A 15747-nucleotide genomic window follows, 5' to 3' on the forward strand; every position below is an offset into this window, starting at 1 on the left:
GATATTGCCGGCCTGAAGGTCATCACCGATGCCGGCACCAACCAGGAGAAGATCCTGCTGGAGTGGGACCGGCAGAATGTCGCGGCCGGTCTGAAGCCGATCGAGGTGCAGTATTACGACGACGACGCGGTCAAGGACTTGGCCGTCCAGTCCGGCAGGGCCGATGCGGTCTTCAGCGTCAACGCCACGCAGGCCTATGCGGCGGGAATCAACGGCAAGACCAAACTCGTCGGCACCGTCAGCGGCGGCTGGCCGATCACGGCCGAGATCGCCGTCACCACGCGCAAGGGCAGCGGCCTGGCGGCGCCCGTCACCAATGTCGTCAACGACCTGATTGCCAGTGGCGCCTACAAGAAGATCCTCGACGCCTGGAATCTCGGTCCCGAGGCGATCGACAAGGCCCAGACCAACCCGCCCGGCCTGCCGAAGAGCGGTTCGTAATGTTTATGGGACGGGCGGCCATTCGAGCCGGCCCGTCCCTGCCTTTCACTGCAAACGGAGACATATCGAACGTGGCGAGTTTTCTTGATATCCGCACCTTTTTCTTCGCGGCGCTGACAGCAGCCTTGACTGGCCTCAGTGCAGCCCATGCGGCCGATGATTTCGACCTGAGCCCGCAGCAGCCGGGCAGGCTTCATGCAGCCAGGAACAATGCGGCGATCACTGCAATCCCCAAGGATTTCAAGTTCGTCACGCCAGGTAAGTTCACCATCGCTGTCAGTCCCGGCGGCCCGCCGCTTGCCACTTACGCCACCGATGCCAAGACCGTGGTCGGCGCGGATCCCGATTACGCCTATGCCATCGCCGACAGCCTCGGCCTGACGCTGGAGATCGTGCCGGTCGCCTGGATCGACTGGCCGCTCGGCCTCACATCGGGCAAATATGATGCCGTCATCTCCAATGTCGGCGTGACCGAGCAGCGCAAGGAGAAGTTCGATTTCTCCACCTATCGCCAGGGCCTGCACGGTTTCTTCGTGAAATCCGATAGTCCCGTCACCTCGATCAAGGAGCCGAAGGATGCGGCGGGCCTCAGGATCATCGTCGGCGCCGGCACCAACCAGGAGCGTATCCTGGTCAAGTGGAGCGAAGAGGATGTAGCTGCGGGCCTGAAGCCGATCGAGCTGCAATATTACGATGACGAGGCGGCGAGCCTTCTCGCCCTGCGTTCCGGGCGGGCCGATGTCATCGTCCAGCCGCACGCGCAGCTCGTCTTCATCGCGGCGCGCGACAAGAACATCAAACGGGTGGGCACGCTGAGCGCCGGCTGGCCGGATCGATCGGACGTCGCGATCACCACCCGCAAGGGAAGCGGGCTCGCCGATGCGCTGACCGTCGCCACCAACGGTCTGATCAAGGACGGCACCTATGCGGGGATACTCGATCATTGGCATCTTTCCGAGGAAGCGTTGCCCGCATCGGAGACCAATCCTCCCGGCCTGCCGAAATATTGATTATCGGAAGGCGTGACATGAGCGGCCGCAATATATCCATCAGCCATATCGGCTTCCTCACTCCCGGCAATTATCCCGATGATGATCCCTTGTCGGGATTGGAGCAGACGCTCCAGCAGCTGCATTATGGCGAGGAACTCGGCTTCGACAGCGCCTGGGTCCGCCAGCGGCACCTGGAGCCGGGGATCTCCTCCGCCAGCGCCTTTCTGGCGGCCGCCACCCAGCGCACCAGCCGGATCGAGCTCGGAACGGCGGTCATTCCGATCGGCTATGAAAGCCCGTATCGGCTGGCCGAAGACCTTGCGACGGTCGATGTACTCTCGCGCGGGCGGCTGAATATCGGCGTCAGCGCCGGCCGGCCGCTGCATGCCGAGCTGATCGGCCCGCTCGCCTTCGACGGCGACTGGACGAGCTACGATTTCTCGCATGATCGCGTGCTGCGCTTTGCCGACAATCTGCGCGGCGCCTATCTCGGCGACGACGCGACCTTCATCAAGACGCCCTTCGGCCCGCAGCGTCCGCGCCTGCAGCCCTACGCCAAGGGCCTGATCGACCGGATCTGGTATGGCGGCGGGTCGCAGCGCTCGGCCGGCTGGGCGGGCCGCAACGGCTTCAATCTGTTAACGGGCAATGTGATAACGGGGGAGGGGACCGACGATTTCTTCGTTGCCCAATCCAGACTGATTACAACCTATCGCGACTCAGGAAAGCAGCGCCGCGTCGCGCTCGGCCGTGTCATCGTGCCTTTCGACAGTGCCGATGCGGCAACCCGCCGGCGATACCGCGATTATGCCGACGGCCGCCATCAGCGGACGCTTTCGCCGCAGGGCGAGCGTCGTACTCTGTTCGCACGCGATATCGTCGGCACGTCGGAGGAAATATTGCAACGGCTTTTCGCCGATCCGGTCCTGCCCGAGGTCAGCGAGCTGCGGCTGGAGCTCCCTTACGAGTTCGAGCACGAGGAATATCGCCAGATCCTCCACGACTTCGTCACAAAGATCGCTCCGGAACTCGGATGGAAAGCGCGGCCCGAAATTCGGGCCGCTTGAAGGGCTGTCGGCGGGACGGCGCCCATTCGGCACCAAACAACCATTTTAAGAGGAACATTCGTCAGTGACCAAATCGGTGGAATATTTCTTTTCGATCGGCTCGCCCTGGTCCTATATCGGCTTCGACGCCTTTACTGAGCTGGCCGCGAAGAACGACGTCGTCATCACGCCTTATCTGACGACGGTGGTCGAAGAGAATGGCGGCATCTTCTCGCGCAACCGTCCCGAGATCCGCCGCGCTTACTGGACGCGGGATCTCAAACGCTGGGCGCGCGTGCGCGGCAAGGAGTTGCGCCTCGAACATCGCCCGGAGCTCGGCGATCCGACGCCGGCATCCCTCTTCGTGATTGCCGCCTATCTCGACGGGCAGGATTGGATTGGCGTCGCCCGTGCCCTGCAGCATGCCTTCTGGAGCGAGGCGAGGGATATCGGCAGACCCGATGTGCGCGAGGCGATCGTCACAGCAGCCGGTTTCGACGGCGCAGCGCTTCTTCGCCGGCAGGCCGATGACGACGTCCAGAACAAGTGGTTGGCAGACCGCGTGCATGCGCGCGACAGCGGCGTCTTCGGTTTTCCCAGTTATGTCTATGACGGTGAACTCTATTGGGGACAGGACAACCTGTCCTTTCTCGAACGCCATCTTCGCGGCGACCGGCCCTAGGCTCGAACGAGCAATTGCAGACGAACGTTTTTTTCAACGGGACGGAGAAGGAGAGACACGCATTTCTTTAATCCAGTAATTTTATAGACAATAGTTGAGGCAACCATAGAGAGGAAAGCCCATGTCAGGTTTCAAACTCGTCGGCATCGCTGGCAGCTTCAACCGTCCATCGAAGACACTGGCGCTCGTCCGGCACGTTGCCGAGCGCGCCAGCATCCGCTACGGCTTTACGACCAAGACCTATGATCTCAACGATGTCGGTCCGTCGCTGGGCAGCGCCTTGTGGCGTAAGGATCTCGACGAGCGGGCAAGCCGCGTCGTCGACGAGATCGTAAGGGCCGATGCGCTGATCATTGGTTCGCCGACCTACAAGGGATCCTATCCCGGCCTTTTCAAACACCTCATTGATCTGATCGATCCGCAGGAACTTCGGGGCAAGCCGATCATCCTCACGGCGACGGGCGGAGGTGACCGGCATGCGCTCATGGTCGAGCATCAGCTCCGGCCCCTGTTCGGCTTTTTCATGGCTCATACGCTGCCGACCGCCGTTTACGCATCCGATCGCGATTTCGCGGACTATACGGTCTCCTCGGATCAGCTTTCGAGCCGTATCGGCGAAGTGATCGGAGAGCTGGCGGCCTTCTTTCCGCATGCAAGTCCGGCAATCGCTGCGGCCGAATAGGTCATGGTGCGCTCTCAGGAAGCAAGGACGGATGACGCGGACAGGCCGGGATCGGGCGATCAATTGTGGAACGTCTTTGAATTCGCCCGGCGATACCGCCTCGCCAAGCGCGAGGAAAACCGCCTGCTGATGCTCTACGGGCCAACGGCATCGCTTCGCGATCTTCTGGCCAATGCGCGGCGTCATTCGCTGATTTCCTAGCTGGAGAATATGGGTCCCCGACAGGGAGGTTCGCATGAAACTCGATTTCCATGTGTGGCTGAAACTCGCGGTCGACCGCCTCCTCAAGGCGAAGCCGGTGGCTCAGTGGGAGCCTGCAGACGCGATGCGCACTCGAGACGATGAGCGGGACCGATCCGCCCGCGAATACGAAATCCATTATTGGGGCGCGATGCCCGGAACTTGGTATTGAGGAGGTGGCGTCATGGCAATTGTCGTTGAGACCGGCCTCGGCCGGCACGGTGCGAGAAGAGCAGCGGACAGTCTCATGCCGCGAATCCGGCATGCGGCCGGGATCTGCACGATCGCAGGCTCCTTCACATTTCTGTTTGCCTTGGTGATCGGGCTGGTCCGATGAGCGATGTCCTTATCCTTCCCGGGCTCTTCGGTTCGGGAGACGGTCACTGGCAACAGCACTGGCTGCAGGATCAGCCGGACAGCCGTTGCGTCACCCAGGACGATTGGGATCATCCGCGTCTCGACAGGTGGCTGCCGCGGTTGGAAAGCGCGCTTGAGGAGGCGGGCGAGGCCTATCTGGTCGCCCATAGTCTCGGATGCCTGCTTGCCGCCCGGCTCGCCGGCCGGAGCGCCGCACGCCGGGTGAAAGGCGCGCTGCTCGTTGCGCCATGCGATCTGCCGGCGACGGAGATCCTGCATCCGGGACAAATCTCCTTCGGCGAAATGCCGGTGGCGTCTCTGCCTTTTCCGAGTATCGTCGTCGGCAGCATGAACGATGCTTACATGACGGTCGACCGCCTGGCCCTGTTCGGCCGGCTATGGAACGCCGAGACCAGGAATATCGGTCTTGCCGGGCACATCAATATCGCCAGCGGCTTCGGACGCTGGCGCAACGGCTACCGGCTGCTGGATGCCTTGAAGACACGCACGGGCGCGCGAAAGCGCATCGCTTCCATGCCGCCGGCTTTTGCGATCTGAGTGGAAGCGCAATGTCCGATATCGTCGCCGATCTCCTGCGCCTGAGTGAAGATCCGAACGCCGATCCGAGAAGCAGGCGCCGCCAGACCATGGATCGTCTGGTGCAGGCGCTGCTTGCCATGGCCGATAGTGAATTCGGACCGGAAGATGCGCAAAGCCGCCAATCGATCCTTCATCTGACGACGATCATCCGTGACATGACGGAAAGGATTGCCGAGGCCGACGATGCGACGTTTTCGGCGATCGTCAGGGAGGCGGCAATGCTGATCCGCAGCCTGGAACGGCGACGGGCCGATGCGGCCAGGTTTACGGTGCATTGACCCCGCTCAGAGCATGATGCCGAAAAGTGTGAGCGGTTTTCGGCATCATGCTCTAACTCTTTAATTTAGAACAGGATTCAGATTTAGGCCAACCGGGCCGAAATCATCCTGTTCTAGAGCTTGCCCTTCCAGGGCACCAGGAAAGCTTCCAGAAAGCGGATGCCGGCCGAGAAGGTGAAGGCGCAGACCGCGATGATGGCGATGCCGACGAAGACGACGTCGGTCGCCAGGAACTGCGACGCCGACATGATCATGAAACCGATCCCGCGCGTCGACGCGATCAATTCGGCCGCAACCAGCGTGCTCCAGCCGACGCCGAGTGCGATGCGGATGCCGGTGAGGATCTCGGGCAGGGCCGACGGCAGGACGATGTCGAGGAAAAGCTGCAGCCGGCTTGCGCCCAGAGAACGGGCGGCGTTGACGCGCTCGATCGGCAGTGAACGAACGCCGGCCTGGGCCGACAGGCAGATCGGGGCGAACATCGCAAGCACGAGCAGCGTGATCTTCGATGTCTCGCCAATGCCAAGCCAGATGATCATCAGCGGCAGGTAGGAGAGGGGCGGAAGCGGCCAGTAGAATTCGATCGGCGCGTCGAGCACGCCTTTCGCCCAGCGATTGAGACCCATGAGCAATCCGAGCGGAATGCCGGCGGAGATGGCGATCAGGGCTGCGACGACGATGCGGAACAGGCTTGCAGAGACGTGCTCGAAAAGTGAGGCGCCGGCATAGCCGTCGCGATAGATGACGCCGATCTGCGTCAGCACCTCATCGGGACGCGGCAGGAACAGATGCGGGACGACGCCAAGTGCTGAAACGAGCCACCACAGCAGCAATATGGCGAGCGCGGCGGCGATGCTGATGGCCACCGTCGATCTCTCGCCGGCGCCGAAGCCCGCCATTTTCACCAGCTTGACTTGACGGTCTTCGACATGAGCCGCAATCGGCGGAGCCTGTGTTATGTCGCTCATGCGGCGCTCCTCAAGTCTTCGCTGTTGTGGAGAATGGCGCGGATCTCTTCGCGCAGCTCGGCAAATTGCGCCGAGGCTTTGATCGCGCGGGCATCGCCGGTTTCGGCGAAACGCCTGACGAAATCGAGATCGAAGCGCGCGACGACACGCCCCGGCCGCGGCGACATGACGAGCACCTGCGTGCCCAGGAACAGCGCCTCTTCGATCGAGTGGGTGATGAAGAAAACTTTTTTTGCCGTCTTATCCCAGACGGAAACCAGCAGTTCCTGCATCTGCTCGCGGGTCAGGCTGTCGAGCGCGCCGAAGGGCTCGTCCATGAGCAGGATGTCAGGATTGGTCGCGAGCGCCCGGGCAATGCCGACGCGCTGGCGCATGCCGCCCGACAGCTCGTAGGGAAAGGCGCCGGCGAATTCGTCGAGGCCGACGAGCCGAAGCAGTTCCAAGGCGTGGGCCTGCCGCTCCTTGCGATTGATGCCCGCAAATTTCAGGCCGAGCGCGACGTTGTCGACCACGGACTTCCAAGGGAGCAGCGCGTCTTTCTGAAAGACGACGCCGCGATCGGCGCCCGGGCGTTCGACGGTGCGGCCATCGAGCGTGATCCGGCCTTCGGAAAGTGGCAGAAAACCGGCGATGGCGTTGAGCAGGGTTGATTTGCCGCATCCCGAGGCTCCGAGCGCGACGACGAAGCCTCGTTCAGGAATATCGAAAGACACGCGATCGAGCGCGTGAACGGTCCGCCCGTCGCGGGCTGCGAAGAAGACGCTGGCGTGATCGACTTTCAGCATGTTGGAACTCACAAGTTCGACACCGGCGCGACTGCCGCGCCGGTGTCAGGGAGGATCAGTTGCTGACGCCGGCAAGCGCGTCGGCGGTGACGAAGGCTCCGTAGTTGTCCAGCACGCCGGACACTTTGCCCTGTTCCTTCAGGAAGGATGCCGTGTCCTTGAGGATCTTCCCGGCGCCGGCCTTTTCGCCGCCGCCGAGCCAAGCGTCCGATGCCTGGATTTCGGGCGTGAGCAGCGTCAGGTTCTTCAAGGCCGAGGCCTGCTGCTCCGGCGTTCCGCCGAGAAGCTTGGCGAGCGACTTGGCGTTGTCGCTATCAGGGCCCCAGGCGGATTTGTCGGATGCGAAGGACGTATAGTATTTGGTGACGACAGAGGCGAAGCCCTTCAGGAATTCCGGATTGTCGGCGGCAAATTTCGAGGTCGCAACCCAGGCCGAGAAGGTCGGCGCCCCCTTGTCGGCCACATCCTTAGAAGTCACGAGGACCTTGCCGTTCTTCTTGAGTTCGGTCAGCGCTGGATCCCAGACGAAGCCGCCGTCAATATCGCCGCGATTATAGCTTGCGACAATTTCGGGCTGAGGGATTGCGAAGACCTGAACGTCCTTCTCGGTCAGGCCTAGCGATCTGATCAGCGCCAGCAGCTGATAATGGTCGGTCGACACCGGCGCGGCGGCAAGCTTCTTGCCCTTCAGGTCGTTGAGGCTTTCAATGCCGGAGCCGTTGCGGACGACGAGCGCCTCGTCGATGCCAGAGATGGAGGCGAGGTAGAAGGCCTTGACCTCCAGTCCGCGCGAAGCCGCGGCCGCGAACGGGCTGGAGCCGACATAGCCGACCTGGACATCGCCGGAGGCAATGGCGGCAAAGATCTCCGCACCCGAATTGAACCGGCGGAAGTCGATATCGTATCCCGTCGTCTTGGCGAATTCGCCATTGGCGATCGCCACCGAGGACGGCAGCGCATCGGTTTGATAGCCGACGACGACCTTCTTGTCTGCCGCCTGAGCGACGATCGCCGTTGCGAGAGTGCCGATGCCGACAGCGATTGCGGCGACCAAATTTCTAAAGTTCATCTTGAGCCCCTTGTTTGAGGGCCCCGACGGCCCTTGATCTCACCCCTAAAAGCGTAGCGGGTGAGAAGGGACTGGCGGGAGAAATAACAAACTATATTTATAGACTATAGAGATAATTGTTTTCGTGATTCTGGCGCTCGGGCGATCCTACAGGCGAGCGAGCGACAGAGGCGAGGCTAGCCAGAGCTTCAGGGAGAATACAATGATGTACGATGTGATCGTGGTCGGTTCCGGTTTTTCGGCAATAGCCGTGACCTGTAATCTCATCGAGCAGCTTCCCACTTCGGCAAAGGTTGCCGTCATCGGCGACGATCCGGGTTTTGGCCGCGGGACGGCCTACCGGACGGAACTCTATCTCCATCGCCTCAATGTTCCCGCCGGCCGCATGAGCCTTTTGCCGCATCGTCCCGACGATTTCGTCGACTGGCTGAAGAGCCACGACCGTCCGATGCAGGCAGGCGACTTCGCCTCGCGCAGCGACTACGGTCTCTATGTCAGGGATACGCTTGCGCAACTGCTTCGCAAGCGCGACGGCCGTTGCCGGGTCGATTTCATCAAGGCCAAGGCGGCGGGATGTGTGGAGCGCTACACCAGCACGCTCGCCTTCCAGCTCGATAATGGCGACGAGATTGCCGGAGGGAATGTCGTGCTCTGTCTCGGCGTCGGCAATGCCAACCTGCCAGTCGATCCGGCCAGCGTCCCGCCATTTCTGCGATCGCGGATCATCGACAATCCGTGGCGGCTCTCGTGGCTGAGGCGCGTCGCCCCATCCGATACGGTCTGTATCCTCGGCTCCGGCCTGACGATGATCGATCAGGTTCTCGCGCTTCGCGCCCATGGCCATAGAGGCAGGATCGACGTGCTTTCCCGTCGCGGGCTCGCACCGCTCGGACATGCGAAGACGCCGCCGGCGCCTCTGCCGGTCGATGTCGAGACGCTTCCCAGGACAATCAGCGGCATATTGAAGAGCTTGCGGGCCAGGAGCAGGGAGGTCGCCGATTGGAGAGCGGTGATGGACGGCCTGAGGCCGGTGACGCAGGCTCTCTGGCAGCGGCTTTCGGACACGGAGCGGGCCCGCTTCCTGCGCCATGCGCTTCCCTGGTGGAACATTCACCGTCACAGGGTCGCGCCGGACGTGTTCGACAGGTTCGAAAGACTTGTCTCGGAAGGAACCGTCCGCTTCCATGCGGGCTTCGTGAAATTGCTTGCGGCCGAGGAGGATAGGCTTCTTGCCGGATACAGGATCAGAGCGACGCAGGAGAACGTCGGCATCAAGGCGGATTGGCTGGTCAACTGCACGGGAATGGAGCGCGCCGGGATCAGCCATTCGCCGCTTTTGAAGGAAATGAGCCGCGTTCGGCTGATCGCCCCCGATCCTCTTGGCCTCGGGATAGACGTGGATGCCGTTTCCGAAGTGGTGGCGCCATCCCGCATATCGCCCGCCCGGCTGTTTGCGGTCGGCGCCTTGACGGCCGGGCAATTCTGGGAAATTACGGCCGTCCCCGACATTCGGGTGCAGGCAAAAGCCGTCGTCGAAGAGATCGTCTCGAAGCTGGCGGCGCCCGAGGCATAGATCGGCAATCCCAAGGTGACGGTGCTTGTTGAATTGCCGGCCGCCGACAGCTACAGTATCTGGTACGCCATAATACGATTTTCGAATTCGGCTGCCGCGGCGGAACTTGATCGTGCAAAGCCGGTCCAACTCTGAGGTGTAGAATGAGCGGTGCTCTGAAGGACGCAGCAATTCGAGTCGAGCGTCCGACAAAGACATTGCGGGAACTGGCGCTGGACAAGGTCCGCGAAGCGATCGTGAACGGCTATTTCCGCCCCGGCGATCGGCTTGTCGAACGGGATCTATGCGCCCAGCTCGGCGTCAGCCGGACTGTTGTGCGCGAAGTTTTGAGGCACTTGGAATCGGAAGGGCTGGTCGCCAATCTGCCGAACAAGGGGCCGATCGTCGCCCAGCTCGATATCGAGGAAGCCAAACAGATCTATGAAATCCGCGGCGCGCTCGAAGGCATGGCGGCGCGGCTATGCGCCGAGCGCGGCAGCCCCGAAATCGTCGCGGCCCTGGAAGATTCCCTGACCGGAATACGCAACAGCTACCGCGACAACGATATGGCGGGCGTGCTGGCGAATACCTCTTCCTTCTACCAGACGCTGTTCACCATGGTCGATCGGCACGTTGCCTGGGGCGTCGTCAATCTTCTTACCGTGCGCATAAATCACTTGCGTTCGATGACGATCAAGACCGAACGGCGCGGCATAGAGGGGCCGGCGCAGATGGCGAAAATCGTTGACGCCATCCGCCGCGGTGACGGCGAGGGAGCCCAGCGGGCGGCGATGGATCATGTCGCGGCGGCGAGCGCCATTGCCGAAGCGGTGCTGTCCGCCCAGAAGCCAGCCGAATAAATCAGCGCATAGACAGCGCTTCTGCCTCTGTTGAGATGCAACCGTAACGGCTGCCCACCGGCGGTCCCCTATTGCTGTTCGACAGCCGCAATCACGACATCCTGGAATCCGGGAGCAGCCGCACTCGAGGCTTGACACCCAACTTTTCTCAATGTGATGGTATGCCATATTCAATAATATCTAAGGCGGTATCATAAAGCGATCAACGCAGCCCTTGTCTCTGCAGAAACGAACTTGACAGTGCGATATCATGGTATACCATAATACCTGATAGAGAAATGAGGTGTTCGGATGGCCATTCAAATTCGCAAGACGGGACTGCAGATCGAAACGACGCTGATCGAGGGCGGCAAGGCTGCAGCGGTGCCGCTGAAGCTGTTTTCGGCCTTTGCGGTCGTGAAAAACCCTTGGGCAGGCCGCGGCTTCGTCGAAGACCTCAAGCCGGAAATTCATGCGTGCGCTCCCGTGCTCGGTGAGCTGCTGACCAAGATGATCATCGATGCGGTCGGATCGGGCGATGCCGTCGAAGGTTATGGCAAGGCTGCCGTCGTCGGCCTGGACGGCGAAATCGAACATGCATCCGCGCTCATCCACACGCTGCGCTTCGGCAATTTTTATCGCCAAGCCGTCGGCGCCAAATCCTACCTCGCCTTCTGCAATACGCGCGGCCCCGCCAATGCGCCGATCATGATCCCGCTGATGGACAAGAACGACGAAGGCCGCCGCTCTCATTACCTGACCATCCAGACCTCCATCCCCGACGCGCCTGCTGCCGACGAAATCGTCGTCGCTCTCGGCGCCTCCGTGGGCGGGCGTCCCCATCACCGCATCGGCGACCGTTACCAGGATCTGAAGGACCTGGGGCAGGACGTCGCCAATCCTGCGGGCGTTTGAGAGGGGCTCCGACATGCTGACAGCTGGATCGACCACAGGTGCCGCTGCAGCAAAGAGCGCCGGCAGTGCCTTGCCCCGGAAAAAGACGGCAGGCGGAACGGCCTATCACGAGGCCGGCAGCGGCGAGCCGGTGGTGCTGATCCATGGCGTCGGCATGCGCCTCGAAGCCTGGGTTCCGCAGATTAAATCCCTCTCCGGGGGCCATCGCGTCATCGCCGTCGACATGCCGGGACACGGCGAGAGCGCAAAGCTGCCGGTGGGCAGCCGTCTGGAGGAATTCGTCGCCTGGTTCGGACGGTTTCTCGACGAGATGCAAATCGAAACCGCAAATGTCGCCGGGCACTCCATGGGTGCGCTGGTGTCGGGCGGGGCGGCGGCGACCTTCGGCGCACGCATCAGACGCGTCGCCTACCTCAACGGGGTCTACAGGCGCGACCCGGAGGCGAAGGCTGCCGTGCTCGCGCGGGCTGCGGCCATTCCGGTGACGGGCGTGGACAAGGAAGGTCCTCTGGCGCGCTGGTTCGGCGATGACAGGGACAGCGCGGTGGCCCGCGAACTGACACGGGAATGGCTGAGCGTCGTCGATCCCCAGGGATATGCTGTCGCATACGCGGCCTTTGCCGGGGGAGACGAGACCTATGCCGACGGCTGGAAGGATGTCCGTGGTCCTGCTCTGTTTCTGACCGGCTCCGACGACCCGAATTCGACGCCCTTGATGGCGGAACAAATGGCAGCGCTCGCACCGAAAGGCTGGGTCCGCATCGTGGAGGGCCATCGCCATATGGTGAACCTGACCGCGCCTGATATCGTCAATTCGCTGCTCGCAGAGTGGCTGTCGTTCGGGGAGGATGAACGATGACAATCCAGACTGTCGATCCAAGAGCATTGCGCGATGCATTCGGAGCTTTCCCGACCGGCGTGACCGTCGTCACCGCCTGCGACGGGGAGGGGCATCCGATCGGTTTTACCGCGAATTCCTTCACCTCGGTTTCGCTCAACCCGCCGCTGCTCCTCGTCTGCCTCGCCAAGACCTCGCGCAATTTCGCCACCATGACCGGCGCGCCGCATTTCGCGATCAACGTGCTGTCGGAAGCCCAGAAGGACGTGTCGAATACCTTCGCGCGTCCTGTCGAAGACCGCTTTGCGGCGGTCGAATGGGCCAAGGGGTCGGCCGGCTGCCCGATCTTCTCGAATGTCGCTGCCTGGTTCGAATGCGCCATGGAAGAGGTCATCGAGGCCGGCGACCATGTCATCCTGATGGGGCGCATCGAATCCTTCGACAATAGCGGCCGTAACGGTCTCGGCTATGCGCGCGGCGGCTATTTCACGCCGACGCTTTCAAGCAAGGCGGTTTCCGCCGCCGCCGAAGGCAATATCGAGCTTGCGGCCGTCGTCGAACGCCGCGGAGAGGTTCTGCTGCTGGGCGAAGACGTGCTCTCCCTGCCGAGCATCGACGCCCATGAAGGCAACCCGACCGAAGCGCTGCAAAAATATCTGGAGACGCTCACCGGGCTGACAGTCAGCATCGGCTTTCTCTATTCGGTCTACGAGGGTAAGAGCGACGGCAAGCAGCACATCGTCTACCACGCCGTTGCCGGAGACGGCGAGCCCGCCGGCGGCAGGTTCGTAAAGCCCGACGCCTTGGCTGCGGCAAAATTCAAGACCAGTTCGACCGCCGATATCGTCAACCGTTTCGCGATGGAAAGCTCGATCGGCAATTTCGGCGTCTATTTCGGTGACGAGACCGGCGGCAAAATTCATCCCATTCCAGCCAAGGGCGCAAAAGCATGAAGTTCTCCCTCTTCGTCCATATGGAACGGCTCGACGCCAACCAGAGCCATAAGAGCCTCTATGAGGAATTCGTCGCGCTCTGCGAGATCGCCGACAAAGGCGGCATGCATGCGATCTGGACGGGCGAGCATCATGGCATGGATTTCACCATTGCCCCCAATCCGTTCGTGACCATTGCCGATCTGGCGCGCCGCACATCGCGGGCAAGGCTCGGGACGGGAACGGTGATCGCCCCCTTCTGGCATCCGATCAAGCTTGCCGGCGAAGCGGCCATGACCGACATCATCTGCGATGGAAGGCTCGATATCGGCATTGCCCGCGGCGCTTATTCCTTCGAATACGAACGCTTGCTGCCCGGTCTCGACGCCTGGGGCGCCGGCCAGCGCATGCGCGAACTCATCCCGGCGGTCAAGGGCATATGGGCTGGCGACTACGCCCATGACGGCGAGTTCTTCAAGTTTCCCGCGACCACTTCGGCGCCGAAGCCGCTGCAGCAACCGAACCCGCCGATCTGGGTCGCCGCGCGCGATCCGAACTCGCATGAATTTGCCGTCGCCAACGGTTGCAACGTTCAGGTCACACCGCTCTGGCAGGGCGATGACGAGGTCCAGTCGCTGATGGACCGTTTCAACGATGCCTGCGCCAAGAACCCTGATATCGAGCGGCCGAAGATCATGCTGCTGCGCCACACCTATGTCGGCTCCTCGGAAGAAGACGTCGCCCAGGCGGCCCATGAACTCAGCGTCTACTACAACTACTTCTTCGCCTGGTTCAAGAACGAGAAGCCGATTGCCCAAGGCCTGATCGAGCGCATTCCCGACGAGCAGATCCGGGCAAACGCGATGCTGTCGGATCAGGTCATGCGCACCAACAATGTCGTTGGAGACGCCGAGACCGTCATCGGCCGGCTCAAGGCCTATGAAGCCCTCGGTTATGACGAATATTCCTTCTGGATCGACACCGGCATGAGTTTCGAGCGCAAGAAGGCGTCGCTCGAACGCTTCATCGCCGAGGTCATGCCGGCATTTCAGGAGTAAGGCCATGCGGCGTTTCCAGCATTATATCGACGGCGAATTCTCGGATGGCGAAGCTTCCTATCCAAGCATCGATCCGGCTTCCGGCGCGGTCTGGGCAGAGATGCCCGAAGCGCGCGAAGGTGATGTCGATCGGGCTGTGAACGCTGCCGAAAGGGCGCTCTACGAAGGCCCCTGGGCGAAGATGACGGCGACGCAGCGCGGCAAGCTGCTCTACAAGCTGGCCGACCTCGTTGCCGCCAATGCGCAGATCCTCGCTGAACTGGAGACGCGCGACACCGGCAAGATCATCCGCGAAACATCAGCGCAGATCGCCTATGTTGCCGAATATTATCGCTACTATGCCGGCATTGCAGACAAGATCGAAGGCTCCTACCTGCCGATCGACAAACCCGACATGGATGTCTGGCTTCGCCGCGAGCCGATCGGCGTCGTCGCCATGGTCGTGCCGTGGAACAGCCAGCTTTTCCTGTCGGCGGTGAAGATCGGCCCGGCGCTTGCCGCCGGCTGCACGATGGTGGTCAAGGCCTCGGAAGATGGGCCGGCGCCGCTGCTCGAATTCGCCCGTCTCGTGCACGAGGCAGGCTTTCCCGCCGGCGTCGTCAACATCATCACCGGCTTCGGCGCCTCCTGCGGCGCTGCCCTTGGCCGCCACCCGAAGGTCGCGCATGTCGCCTTCACCGGCGGTCCCGAGACTGCGCGGCACGTCGTTCGCAACTCGGCCGAAAACCTCGCTTCGACATCGCTGGAACTCGGCGGCAAGTCGCCCTTCATCGTCTTTGCCGATGCCGATCTCGAAAGTGCCGCCAACGCCCAGGTCGCCGGCATCTTCGCCGCAACGGGGCAGAGCTGCGTTTCCGGATCGCGCCTGATCGTCGAACGCAGCGTCAAGGACAAGTTCGTCGCCCTGCTGCGTCAGAAGGCTGAAGCGATCCGGATCGGCGCGCCGCTCGACATGGCGACGGAGGTCGGTCCGCTCGCCACCAAGCGCCAGCAGGACAATATCGGCGCCCTCGTCGACAGATCGATCGAAAGCGGCGCGCGTCTCGTCACCGGCGGACGCAAGATCGATGGCGAAGGCTATTATTTCCCGCCGACGATCCTCGATTGCGACGACGTCGCTTCGCCCTCGCTCACCGAGGAGTTCTTCGGGCCGGTCCTGTCGGTGGTCTCGTTCGAAACCGAGGCCGAGGCGCTGCGGCTTGCCAACGATACCCGCTACGGCCTGGCCTCCGGCCTCTTCACCCAGAACCTCACCCGGGCGCACCGGCTGATGAAGGGCATCCGCGCCGGCATCGTCTGGGTCAACACCTACCGCGCCGTATCGCCGATCGCGCCCTTTGGCGGCTTTGGCCTGTCCGGTCATGGCCGGGAAGGCGGCATGGCCGCAGCCCTCGATTACACCCGCACCAAGACGATCTGGCTCAGGACCTCGGACGATCCGATCCCCGATCCCTTCGTGATGAGGTGACGCCG

The 15747-nt window shown here is 62.1% G+C and carries 19 protein-coding genes; 16 read left to right on the forward strand and 3 right to left on the reverse strand.

The window, feature by feature from the left end:
* From ATY76_RS05545 to ATY76_RS05580, 9 genes are all read left to right on the forward strand, one after another.
* Positions 1-441, forward strand: a 441-nt coding sequence (locus tag ATY76_RS05545) for a transporter substrate-binding domain-containing protein (RefSeq protein ID WP_141104990.1), incomplete at its 5' end; no start/stop codon positions are given.
* A gap of 71 nt (positions 442-512) precedes the next feature.
* Positions 513-1451, forward strand: coding sequence for an ABC transporter substrate-binding protein (locus tag ATY76_RS05550; RefSeq protein ID WP_088673784.1), 939 nt, complete (start codon positions 513-515; stop codon positions 1449-1451).
* Positions 1452-1468: 17 nt separating this feature from the next.
* On the forward strand, positions 1469-2500 hold the full coding sequence (locus ATY76_RS05555; RefSeq protein WP_088673785.1) for an LLM class flavin-dependent oxidoreductase: 1032 nt from the start codon (positions 1469-1471) through the stop codon (positions 2498-2500).
* Positions 2501-2564: 64 nt separating this feature from the next.
* The gene (locus ATY76_RS05560; protein WP_088673786.1) at positions 2565-3161 is read left to right on the forward strand and encodes a DsbA family protein; all 597 of its coding nucleotides are present in this window, start codon (positions 2565-2567) and stop codon (positions 3159-3161) included.
* Between the two features lie 121 nt (positions 3162-3282).
* Positions 3283-3843: an FMN reductase gene (gene msuE / locus ATY76_RS05565; protein WP_088673787.1), complete on the forward strand. Its 561-nt coding sequence runs from the start codon at positions 3283-3285 to the stop codon at positions 3841-3843.
* Positions 3844-3846: 3 nt separating this feature from the next.
* Entirely contained in the window at positions 3847-4044 is a 198-nt protein-coding gene (locus ATY76_RS05570) for a hypothetical protein (RefSeq protein ID WP_088673788.1), read from the forward strand.
* Between the two features lie 34 nt (positions 4045-4078).
* Positions 4079-4255: a hypothetical protein gene (locus ATY76_RS33620; RefSeq protein WP_190233601.1), complete on the forward strand. Its 177-nt coding sequence runs from the start codon at positions 4079-4081 to the stop codon at positions 4253-4255.
* 161 nt (positions 4256-4416) lie between these two features.
* Positions 4417-4998, forward strand: coding sequence for an alpha/beta fold hydrolase (locus ATY76_RS05575; protein ID WP_088673789.1), 582 nt, complete (start codon positions 4417-4419; stop codon positions 4996-4998).
* Positions 4999-5009: 11 nt separating this feature from the next.
* Positions 5010-5318 (forward strand): hypothetical protein, encoded by a 309-nt coding sequence (locus tag ATY76_RS05580; RefSeq protein WP_088673790.1) that lies wholly within the window; start codon positions 5010-5012, stop codon positions 5316-5318.
* A 113-nt stretch (positions 5319-5431) separates the two neighbouring features.
* Here ATY76_RS05580 and ATY76_RS05585 read toward each other — a convergent pair whose 3' ends face one another.
* From ATY76_RS05585 to tauA, 3 genes are read right to left on the reverse strand one after another with little or no spacing between them, the layout of a single operon-like run.
* Positions 5432-6286, reverse strand: a complete 855-nt coding sequence (locus ATY76_RS05585) for an ABC transporter permease subunit (RefSeq protein ID WP_088673791.1) — start codon at positions 6284-6286, stop codon at positions 5432-5434.
* Positions 6283-7071, reverse strand: coding sequence for an ABC transporter ATP-binding protein (locus ATY76_RS05590; protein WP_088673792.1), 789 nt, complete (start codon positions 7069-7071; stop codon positions 6283-6285). Before ATY76_RS05590 ends, ATY76_RS05585 begins: the two co-directional genes overlap by 4 nt.
* A 55-nt stretch (positions 7072-7126) precedes the next feature.
* The gene (tauA, locus tag ATY76_RS05595) at positions 7127-8140 is read right to left on the reverse strand and encodes a taurine ABC transporter substrate-binding protein (protein WP_088673793.1); all 1014 of its coding nucleotides are present in this window, start codon (positions 8138-8140) and stop codon (positions 7127-7129) included.
* Positions 8141-8342: 202 nt separating this feature from the next.
* Between tauA and ATY76_RS05600 the strand changes: the two genes are divergently transcribed.
* From ATY76_RS05600 to ATY76_RS05630, 7 genes are all read left to right on the forward strand, one after another.
* A complete protein-coding gene (locus tag ATY76_RS05600; RefSeq protein WP_088673794.1) occupies positions 8343-9713 on the forward strand; it encodes an FAD/NAD(P)-binding protein in 1371 nt (456 codons plus the stop codon).
* A 143-nt stretch (positions 9714-9856) separates the two neighbouring features.
* On the forward strand, positions 9857-10552 hold the full coding sequence (locus ATY76_RS05605) for a GntR family transcriptional regulator (protein WP_088673795.1): 696 nt from the start codon (positions 9857-9859) through the stop codon (positions 10550-10552).
* Positions 10553-10843: 291 nt separating this feature from the next.
* On the forward strand, positions 10844-11446 hold the full coding sequence (locus ATY76_RS05610) for an amino acid synthesis family protein (RefSeq protein WP_088673796.1): 603 nt from the start codon (positions 10844-10846) through the stop codon (positions 11444-11446).
* A 13-nt stretch (positions 11447-11459) separates the two neighbouring features.
* Positions 11460-12305, forward strand: coding sequence for an alpha/beta fold hydrolase (locus ATY76_RS05615; protein ID WP_088673797.1), 846 nt, complete (start codon positions 11460-11462; stop codon positions 12303-12305).
* Complete coding sequence (locus tag ATY76_RS05620; protein ID WP_088673798.1) at positions 12302-13237, forward strand: flavin reductase family protein; 936 nt, start codon at positions 12302-12304, stop codon at positions 13235-13237. The genes ATY76_RS05615 and ATY76_RS05620 overlap by 4 nt, the downstream gene beginning before the upstream one ends.
* On the forward strand, positions 13234-14274 hold the full coding sequence (locus tag ATY76_RS05625) for an LLM class flavin-dependent oxidoreductase (RefSeq protein ID WP_088673799.1): 1041 nt from the start codon (positions 13234-13236) through the stop codon (positions 14272-14274). The genes ATY76_RS05620 and ATY76_RS05625 overlap by 4 nt, the downstream gene beginning before the upstream one ends.
* 4 nt (positions 14275-14278) lie before the next feature.
* Positions 14279-15742, forward strand: coding sequence for an aldehyde dehydrogenase (locus tag ATY76_RS05630; RefSeq protein ID WP_088673800.1), 1464 nt, complete (start codon positions 14279-14281; stop codon positions 15740-15742).
* The last annotated feature ends 5 nt before the right edge of the window (positions 15743-15747 follow it).

Origin of the sequence: Rhizobium sp. R339 (genome assembly GCF_002211395.1) — a bacterium.
Lineage (GTDB): Bacteria > Pseudomonadota > Alphaproteobacteria > Rhizobiales > Rhizobiaceae > Rhizobium.